Genomic DNA, 9338 nt, shown 5'->3' on the forward strand with positions numbered 1-9338 from the left:
GGCCGCGAGCCGCGGCTCGTCCGTGGCTCGGGACTCGCGTCGCGAACGCTGCTCGCCGGCGTGGCCGGGCCGCGACGCGGGACGTTCGGGATCCCGGGAGGGGGTGCGGGCCGGCATACGGGAATCGTCGGCGGTGACGCGGAAAAGACCGGTCTCGAGCTCGGCATCCCGGCTGAAGGTGACGTCGAAGCCGGACTTGGTCAGGTAGCGCTGGCTCTCGGCGTGCTCTTCGGCGGCCGCGAGCAACTCCTCCTCGAGGTCGGCCTCGTAGGTGTGCAGGCGCTCATAGTCGCTCTCGGACAACTCGACGCGGTAGCTGGTCGGGACATAGGTGCGGCCCTTGGCCAGCGCGGTCGCCCCGTCGTCCATGGCGCGCCGGACCGCGCTGGCGATCTCGACGGGCTGGACTTCGGCCCGGAACGCCTTGGCGAAGGCACCATTGATGGCGCGCTCCAGCTTGTTCTCGATGCGCTGCAACCGCCCCATCGGCCACCTCCTTCACATGCGGTGTTACAGCGTAACCGCCCCCGGGTGCGCGGTCCCATCCGTCACGCCTATGTCCAGCTTTCCCGCCCGCTGCCACAAACCCCTAGTCGGCACGCGAAGTCTTCCTTTGCTAACAAGGGGTTTGCCATGCCTACTGTCCGGCCCGAGGGCTTGTCCGCACGCCGTTGAGGCGGGGCAGTCCGACGGAGCCGCGCTCGATCAGGGTCGTTTCGAGACGGTGGTGGACGTGCGCCCGTCCGCGCCCGGCGAGACGGTCGAGGAGGAGCGTCGCCGCCTGCACGCCGATCTCGAGGGTCGGCTGGCCGATCACCGTCAGGGGTGGATCGACGACCTCTGCCCAGGGGGCATCATCGAAACCGATCAGGGAGACATCGTCCGGGGAGCGGGCGCCCACGTCGCGCAGGCCCTGCAGCACCCCAAGGGAAAGCAGGCTGTCGAAGGCGATGATCGCCGTCGGCGGATCAGGCAACGCGAAGAAGGCGACAGTCGCGGCTCGCGCGTCCTCCTGTCGGAAGCCGTTGGCGGCGACGAAGTCGCTCTGGTATGCCAGCCCGGCCGCCTCTAGCGCCTCGCGATAACCCGCCGTCCGCGTACCCAGGGTAGTGGCGGACAAGCGTCGTAGGGTCGCCACCGTGGCGTTCTTCAGGACCGGCGCCGATTCTGCGGTACCACCGGTAATGACGGCAATGTGCTTGTGTCCCAGGGAGATCAACCGGGTTGTCGCGTCATACGTCGCACCGCGGTTGCGAATGCCGACACTGTCGACATTGACACCCCGTAGTCGGCGGTCGATAAGCACGATTGGCACTCCCGACTCGGCCACCGCACGGATCTCCTGCGTGTCGGCCACCTCGGTCGGCGACAGGATGATCCCGTCGACGCGCCGCGAGGTCATCACACGCAGCGCCCGCCGTTCGCGGTCGAGGCTCTCGTCGGTGTTGGCCAGCACGAGGTCGTAGCCCCGCTCCGAAGTGATGTGGGTGATGCCGCGCAGAACCCGCTGGAAGAACTGGTTCTCGATGTCGGCGACGATCACGCCGATGGTCTTGGTCGATCCGGTGATCATGCTGCGGGCCACCATGTTGGGGCTGTAACCAAGGCTGGCCGCGGCCTGCTCGACCCGCGCCCGGCTCTTGGCGCTCACAGAACCGTAGTCACCCAACGCGCGAGCGGCTGTCGCCACGGAGACGCCGGCCTCCCGCGCAACATCACCGACCGTGACGTGCACGCGGCCCTCCCCGCTCATGTCCGGTCGCTCCTTACCTTTCGGATACTGCCGCCGAGCGTAGTGGTCGGGACGACGTCGTGCTGCGCCTCGATCGCCGGCAGAAAGACCGGCTCCGCGGCCAGCGACTGGGCGCGTCAGGAAGCTTTTCCGCGACAGCTCTTGACAGCTTCACCGCCAGTTTGAGAACGTTCTCATATCCGTTAGTGAGAACGTTCTCAATCTGCCCCAGGCCCTCGAAACCAGCCGAAGACTCCAGCAAGAAGCCGAAGGAATGACAAGCGATATGACCCAGGTGCTAGACCTCAAGCCCATCGACGCCGACACCGAGGCCAAGCTCGAAAGCGCCATCGCCGAGCGCGACCACATCCGCACGGTGATCCGCGAGGTTGTGTCCAGTGGTCTGACGAATATCTGGTTCGTCGGTGCGGGCGGCTCGTTGATCTGCAGCTACCCGGCCCACTACCTCCTCCAGCGGCACGGCACCGTGCCGACCTTTCAATTGCAGAGCGACGAGCTCAACTGCAGCCAGCCCAAGCTCATGGGCAAGGGATCGCTCGTCGTCCTCGCCTCCTACACGGGCACCACCAAGGAGACCGTGGAAGCCGCAAAGACAGCGGCCGCCACCGGGGCCACCGTCATCGCCGCCGCCAAGGCGGGCAGCCCGCTCGCCGAAGCCGTGGGCATCGCCTTCTCTGGCAAGAGCGACATCTTCGAACTTCTCGTCGCACTTGCCGTCCTGGAGGCAACCGGCATCGACCTGCCCTGGGACGACATCGACCAGGGCCTGAGCGCCCTCCCCGCCGCCGTCCGGCACGCCGTCGAGGAGGCCGATCCCGCCCTCGCGTCCATCGCCGATGACTTCAAGGACGATGACGTCACCTATGTGCTCGGCTCCGGTCCGAGCTACGGCTGGGCGTATGGCATGGCGATGTGCTTCCTGCAGGAGATGCAGTGGAAGCACGCAGCAGGCTTCAACAGCGGCGAGTTCTTCCAGGGGGCCTTCGAGGTGATCGACAACGACTCGGCGGTGATCCTGTGGCTGGGTGAGGACGCCTCTCGTCCGATGGGAGAGCGTGCTCTGGCCTTCCTCGACACCTATGCCGGCCGCGCCCGGACCATCGACGTTGCCGACCTCGAACTCCCCGGCGTCCCCGCGGCCGTCCGCCCGATCGTCTCCCCGCTCGTGGTCGGCGCACTCGCCAATCGCCTCGCCCAGCGTTACGAGCACGTACGCAACCACTCGCTGGAGAACCGCCACTACATGTTCAAGGTCGAGTACTGAGGCGAATGCGGCGATGACGACCAGCACCGAGTGGGCCGAGGGCTTGTTGAACTTCGATCAGGAGCGCTATTTGCGCATCCAGTCCGCGGCCATCGCCCGCGGCCGCGAGCTGGGGGACGCGCTCGCTCAGAGGCAACGGGCGGGCAGTCTCGAGGAGGTGGTCTTTCTCGGCACCGGCGGTGCGGGCATCCTCATGGAGCCGGCCCTGCGGCTGGCCGGTCGACACCTCAGCCTGCCCGTCCAGCTTCGGCATCCCGCCGAGGAGGTCGTCGGCCAGGGAGCGTTCGGGCCTGGCAGCGCAGTCGTCATCCCATCGCTGTCCGGCACGACCAAGGAGAGCATCGCGGTCCTGCAGCAGGCCAAGGCACAGGGCGCCTGGATCGCGGTCCTGACTGCGCACGCCGACTCACCACTGGCCACGGCGGCTGACCTGACGCTGGTGAACGAGGAGGCGGCCGACGACAGCTCGAGCGAGTCCTTCTATCTTCAGTCGTTGCTGGGGATCGCGGGTCTTGCCGCGCAGAGTGACGACTGGGGGCCAGCGGCCTCCCTGGCCGACCGCCTCGCTAACCTGCCGGAGCGTCTGGTGGCGGTCAAAACGGCATACGAGAATCAGGCCGCGGATGCGGCCGCCTTCCTCGCGGCCCGCGACTATTACGTCGTCACCGCGGCCGGCTATGCCTGGCCGGCGGCGCACTACTACGCCATGTGCATCCTGGAGGAGATGCAGTGGATCCGGACGCGCCCCGTCCATGCCGCGCACTTCTTCCACGGCACCCTCGAACTCATGGAGCCGGGCGTGCCCCTGGTCGTGATCGCCGGACGGGACGAGACGCGCCCGCTCACCGATCGCGTCATCGACTTCAGTCGCACGGTCACCGACCACGTGCTGGTGATCGACGCCGCGGATGCCGACCTCGGTGAGCTGCCCGGGGAGGTCTCGGCGGTGCTCACACCCGTCGTCGTGGCCGCGCTGCTGGAGCGCGTCAGCGCCCACCTGGAGGTGCTGCGCGACCACCCGCTCACCACGCGGCGCTACTACCGGCGAATGGCGTACTGAGATGAGCGCGCGGCTCCTGTGCCTCGGCGACAATGTCGTCGACCGCTATGTCGACGACGGGGTGATGTATCCGGGCGGCAACGCCCTCAATGTCGCCGTACACGCGCGTCGCCTCGGCATCGAGACCGCCTATCTCGGCGTCACCGGCGCCGACGCCGCAGGCGAACTCGTGCGGTCCGCGCTCGCAGCGGAGGGCGTCGATGCCTCCCGGGTCGAGATCGTCCCCGGGATGACGGCGTATGCCGATGTGCGCGTCGTCGACGGCAACCGCGTCTTCGGGCACGGCGATCCCGGAATCTCTCGTTTCGTCCTGGACGAGGCGCAATTGACCGATGCCGCCGGTTTCGACCTGGTGCACACCGGCGATTGCTCGGGGGTCGAGTCGCAACTCCCGCAGCTCGCGGTGGCGGCTCGGCGCCTATCCTTCGACTTCTCCGAGCAGCCCTGGCCGTATGTCGAGGGGCTCGCCCAACATGTCGACATTGCGATCGTCTCGCTGCCCTCGGGCGCTGAGTCGGGCGCCCTCGCCTTTGGCCGACGGGTGCGCGATCTCGGGCCGAGCACGGTTGCCGTGACCGGCGGCGCCAGCGGCGCCTGGCTGCTGACCGAGGAGTCGACGAGCTGGGCCCCTGCAGGCACCGGCCCGATCGTCGACACCCTCGGCGCCGGTGACGCCTTCATCGCACGGCTGCTCGCGGGACTGCTGCGCGCGGAGCAGCCGGGGGACGCGCTCACCGCGGCCACGGCATACGCCAGCGCAGCATGCGCGACCTATGGGGCATTCGGCCATCCCGGCGCTCCAATCACGACCCTCGTCCCGGACCTCGAGCAGCCGAGGCGAGCCGCTACCCCACCCCGCTCCTGACGGAGGACACCATGTCGACCCGATCCCGCATCACCGCCCTCATCGCCGTCAGCGCTGCCGGCGCCCTCGCCGCGTGCGGCGCGCCGGGCACGGCCGCGAAAACCACGGCGTCCGCCAACCTGACCTCGTCGGCCGCGACGAAGTCGGGTACCTTGACCATCGTCACCAAGTTCGCCGATCCGAAGTACGCCCCGTACTTCGAGAAGGTCGCCGCCGACTACGAGAGCGCCAACTCGGGCGTGAAGGTCGACCTGCAGCAAGTAGGGGATCAGCCCTACAAGGACAAGATCCGCGTGCTGTCCGCCTCGAAGCAACTGCCCGACATCTACTTCTCCTGGGCTGGTGACTTCGCCAATAAGTTCGTGCGCGCCGGGCTGGCCGCCGACTTGACCTCGGTCGTGGGCCCGGACACCGAGTGGGGCAAGAGCTTCTCGCCGGCCGCCCTGAAAGCCTTCGAGTACGACGGGAAGTCCTACGGCGTTCCGATCAACCTCGACGCGAAGTACATGGCTTATAACACCGCGATCTTCTCGAAGGTGGGCGTGGCGAAGCCGGCGAACCTGGAAGACCTGATCGCCGCGTGCGGCAAGTTCAAGAGCGCGGGCTACACCCCGATCGCCTTCGGCAACCAGTACGGGTGGCCTGCGATCCACTACATCACCCAACTCAACGCCATGGACGTCCCGCAGGCCACTCGCGACGCGGATTACAACCCGGCGACCGGCGCCTTCACTGACGCCGGCTACGCCGCGGCCCTGGATCAGTTCAAGCAGATCAGCGAGGCCTGCTTCGATTCCGGCTCTAACGGCCTCTCCCACGAGACCGCACAGGCGAACTTCCTCGCCGGCAAGGCTGCCATGCACTTCCTGGAGTCCGTGGAGTTCTCGGTGCTGACCGCCAAGGGCGGCGCTCCGGCCGAACTCGCCGACAACTGGGACTTCTTCCGGCTGCCGCCGACCGCGTCCGCAGCGGGTGACAAGGGCGCCTTGACCGGTGCGCCCGACGGCTTCATGGTCAACTCTGGCAGCAAGAATGCTGCGCTTGCCGTGGACTTCCTGAAGTTCATGACCAGCAAGGCCAATGGCGCCGAGATGACCAAGAGCATCGGCTGGCTCAGTTCTGTCCAGGGCACGGCCACCGCCGAGAACTCCTTCCCCCAGCTCGAGGCCGCGCTGAAGGACATCAGCTCTGCCAACAGCTTCGCGATCTGGCTGGACACGGTCACCAATGCCGACGTCGCGAACGCCTACCTCTCCGGCGTGCAAGGGATCCTGGACGGGTCGCAGAGCCCGGCCGATGTCATGAAGTCCGTGCAGGACGCTGCGGCAAAGGCCAAGAAGTCAGTGAGCTGACCGGAAATCCGGGGGCGGCCGGCATACGTCCTGCCGCTCCCGGATCGAACCGTGCGCCCGGCTGGCGTGAGGGAGGGAACAATGGCGTCGCGCATGACACGCATCCGCGGGCTGATCTGGCTGCTGCCCGCGTTGGTGCTGCTGGGGGTGTTCGTCTATTACCCCATCGTCGAGAACGTCCGGCTGAGCTTCTACAGCTGGAATGCCTTCTCGCCCAAGCCGGTCTTCGTCGGGTTCGACAACTATGCGACTGCGGCGAGCGACCCGATCTTCTGGCGTTCGCTGCGCAACAACATCGCGTATGCCGTGGTGTCCCTGGTCTTCCAGGTCGGTTGCTCTCTGTGCCTGGCGGCGGTGTTGGAAGAGTTCGTCCACCAGCGGCTGCGGGGCATCCTTCGGGTCATCTACTTCATCCCAGCGGTGATCTCGATCACCGTCGCAGGCATCCTGTTCTCCTTCATCTACAACCCGCAGTTCGGGCTGTTGAATCGCCTGCTCGGGGCGGTTGGGCTGGAGCAGTGGCAGCACTCCTGGCTGGGCGAGCGGAGCACCGCGATCTGGAGCATCATCGGAATGAGCCAGTGGCAGTCGATCGGTTACACCGCCGTGCTCTTCGTCGTCGCCATCCAGCGGATCCCCCGCGAGTTGTATGAGGCGGCCCGTGTGGATGGTGCCGGCGCGGTCCGGCAGTTCTTCTCGGTGACCATCCCGATGGTGCGGGAGATGACGACACTGCTGATCATCCTGACCGTCGCGGGGGCTTTCCTCGTCTTCAACGAAGTGATGGTCATGACGGCCGGCGGGCCGTCCGACTCCAGTCAGGTGCTGGGAACCTGGCTCTACCGCAACGCTTTTCTGGCAGACGACATGGGCTATGCGTCGGCGATTGCGACGGTGATCTTCGTGCTGACGTTCGGCTTCGCGATCCTGCAGATCATGATCGGCCGCCGGCGCCGGGTGGAGATGTGATGACGTCTTCGACAACTTCGCCCATGGCGGTCGCGCCCAATCGGGCGACCCGCGCCGACGGCTGGATCGGGCGGACCGTCGTGCAGGTCCTCATCGGCATCGGGCTGCTGGCGCTCGTGCTGGCGGTGGTCTATCCGCTGCTGTGGATGGTCTTCTCCAGCTTCAAGAACAACTCCGAGCTCTTCGCTAACCCGTGGTCGCTGCCCGGAGACATGCGCTGGGGCAACTTCGAACGCGCCTGGAACGCGGGTGTCGTGCGCTTCTTCGTCAACAGCACGTTGGTGACGGCGGGCTCGATTGTGACGACGACGCTGATCTCGGCGTGGGCGGCCTACGGGCTGGTGCGGGTGAAGGTGCCGTTCTCGAATGCGATTACAGGCATCCTGCTCGGCGGGCTGATGGTCGCCCCGACCGTCGCGCTTGTGCCGCTTTTCGGTTTACTGCAGCGGCTCCACATCTACGACAGCCTGTGGGCGCTGCTCGTGCTCTACACCGCTTTCCGGATCCCGTTCACGACCTTCTTGATCCGGGCCTATCTGATCGATATGCCGCGCGAGATGGACGAGGCGGCCTACGTCGACGGGGCCACGCGGACGCAAATCTTCTGGAGGCTGGTGCTGCCGGTATGCCGGCCGATCCTGGTCTCGGCCGCGTTGCTGCAGGCGCTCTTTGCGTGGAACGAATTTGCCTTCGCGCTGGTGTTCATCTCTGACAGCGACCGCAAGACGCTCCCCGTTGGCTTGATGGACATGCAGTCGCGTCTGCTGACCGAATGGCCGGTGCAATTCGCCGGCCTGACCATGGCCGCTCTGCCCATGATCGTGCTCTTCCTGATCGGTCAGCGCCAGTTTCTGCGCGGTCTGACCGAGGGCATGGGGAAGTAGTCCCAGGCTTCCCGCCCGGGCCACATACCCCTTGTTCGCGCAAGCAGCCTTCCCTGGCGAACAAGGGCCTTGCCTTGTCTACCTGTCTGGCTCTGTTCCGGCCAGGTGCTCACAGACTCGCGAGTCGGCGAAGCAGGTGCCGCCGCTCAGGCCCGTCCGGGCACGTGGCGACCGCCTGCCCGTACGCCGTTCGCGCCCCCTCGCGATCACCGTCGCGTCGAAGCAGTTCGGCTCGCACGACGGCGACTCGATGGTGGCCCGGCAGTTGGTCGGCGGCGGCTTGCAGGACGGCTAGGCCGGCCATCGGGCCGGCGATTTCGGCGACCGCGACGGCCCGGTTGAGCCGGACGATCGGCGATCCGGTCAGGTCCTCCAGGCGGGCATACGTCCGCGCGATGGCCGCCCAGTCCGTCGCGCCGCTCGTGGGCGCGGTGTCGTGGAAGGCAGCGACCAACGCCTGGAGTCGGAGTTCTTCGGCATATCCGGTGCCCGGGGTGAGCCTGGTCAATGTCGCCAGTCCTACGGCGATCTCGCCTGCGTACCACGTCGAGCGGTCTTGGTCGGCCAGCCGCACCAAATCACCATCGGGGCCGGCGCGGGCGTCCCGGCGAGCGTGCTGCAGCACGAGCAGCGCAGTCAGCGCGTCCAGCACCGGCTGCCCCGGTAGCAGGTGAGCGGCGAGCGCAGCCAAGCGCACCGCCTCGCCGGCGACGGCCACGCGCACGACCTGCTCGCCCTCCCGCGGGGCATACCCCGCGGTGAAGGCCAGATAGATCGCGCGCGCCACGTCATCTACCCGCTCGGGCCATACCTGCGGATCGGGCATCGTGAAGCCGACTCCGATCGCCCGCAGACGCCCCTTGGCCCGGGTCAGCCGCGCCGCCATGGTTGCCGTCGGCACGAGGAAAAGCGCGGCGATGTCCGCCGTCGGCACACCGAGCACGAAGCGCAGGGCCAACGCCGGACGGACTTCCGGCGCCAGGGCCGGGTGGGTCGCCATGAAGAGCAGGGGGAGCCGGTCGTCGACATCGACCCCGGGAAGCCGGCCGGCCGCCGGGCTGGTCGGCTGCCCAGCGACACCGCGCAGCAGGTCCGCCCCGGGGAACCCGTCGTCGTCAGCCAACACGGCCTCCGCCACGGCGAGTAGCGGCGCCTTCGCCCGCGCCATCGACTCGTGCCGCAGCGCATCCA

General features: G+C 67.4%; 9 protein-coding genes. 6 read left to right on the forward strand and 3 right to left on the reverse strand.

Annotated features, from left to right (window positions below; all coding sequences use genetic code 11):
* Positions 1 to 486 (reverse strand): DUF3662 domain-containing protein (locus PKH97_RS09945; protein WP_324387253.1); only part of this gene is annotated, 486 nt, incomplete at its 3' end.
* Positions 487 to 637: 151 nt separating this feature from the next.
* Positions 638 to 1753, reverse strand: coding sequence for a LacI family DNA-binding transcriptional regulator (locus PKH97_RS09950; RefSeq protein ID WP_324387254.1), 1116 nt, complete (start codon positions 1751 to 1753; stop codon positions 638 to 640).
* Positions 1754 to 2018: 265 nt separating this feature from the next.
* Between PKH97_RS09950 and PKH97_RS09955 the strand changes: the two genes are divergently transcribed.
* The 6 genes from PKH97_RS09955 (at position 2019) to PKH97_RS09980 (ending at position 8147) form a co-directional block, all read left to right on the forward strand.
* Positions 2019 to 3017: an SIS domain-containing protein gene (locus tag PKH97_RS09955; RefSeq protein WP_324387255.1), complete on the forward strand. Its 999-nt coding sequence runs from the start codon at positions 2019 to 2021 to the stop codon at positions 3015 to 3017.
* A gap of 13 nt (positions 3018 to 3030) precedes the next feature.
* The gene (locus tag PKH97_RS09960; protein WP_324387256.1) at positions 3031 to 4077 is read left to right on the forward strand and encodes an SIS domain-containing protein; all 1047 of its coding nucleotides are present in this window, start codon (positions 3031 to 3033) and stop codon (positions 4075 to 4077) included.
* A 1-nt stretch (position 4078) separates the two neighbouring features.
* The gene (locus PKH97_RS09965; RefSeq protein WP_324387257.1) at positions 4079 to 4942 is read left to right on the forward strand and encodes a PfkB family carbohydrate kinase; all 864 of its coding nucleotides are present in this window, start codon (positions 4079 to 4081) and stop codon (positions 4940 to 4942) included.
* Positions 4943 to 4953: 11 nt separating this feature from the next.
* Positions 4954 to 6294 (forward strand): extracellular solute-binding protein, encoded by a 1341-nt coding sequence (locus PKH97_RS09970; protein WP_324387258.1) that lies wholly within the window; start codon positions 4954 to 4956, stop codon positions 6292 to 6294.
* 93 nt (positions 6295 to 6387) lie between these two features.
* Complete coding sequence (locus tag PKH97_RS09975; protein WP_324387259.1) at positions 6388 to 7263, forward strand: sugar ABC transporter permease; 876 nt, start codon at positions 6388 to 6390, stop codon at positions 7261 to 7263.
* 23 nt (positions 7264 to 7286) lie between these two features.
* The gene (locus tag PKH97_RS09980; protein WP_324387260.1) at positions 7287 to 8147 is read left to right on the forward strand and encodes a carbohydrate ABC transporter permease; all 861 of its coding nucleotides are present in this window, start codon (positions 7287 to 7289) and stop codon (positions 8145 to 8147) included.
* Positions 8148 to 8256: 109 nt separating this feature from the next.
* Here the strand turns inward: PKH97_RS09980 and PKH97_RS09985 are convergent.
* The coding region (locus tag PKH97_RS09985) for a DUF6596 domain-containing protein (protein WP_324387261.1) at positions 8257 to 9338 on the reverse strand (1082 nt) is incomplete at its 5' end.

It is taken from the genome of Nostocoides sp., assembly GCF_035343835.1.
GTDB lineage: Bacteria > Actinomycetota > Actinomycetes > Actinomycetales > Dermatophilaceae > Nostocoides_A > Nostocoides_A vanveenii.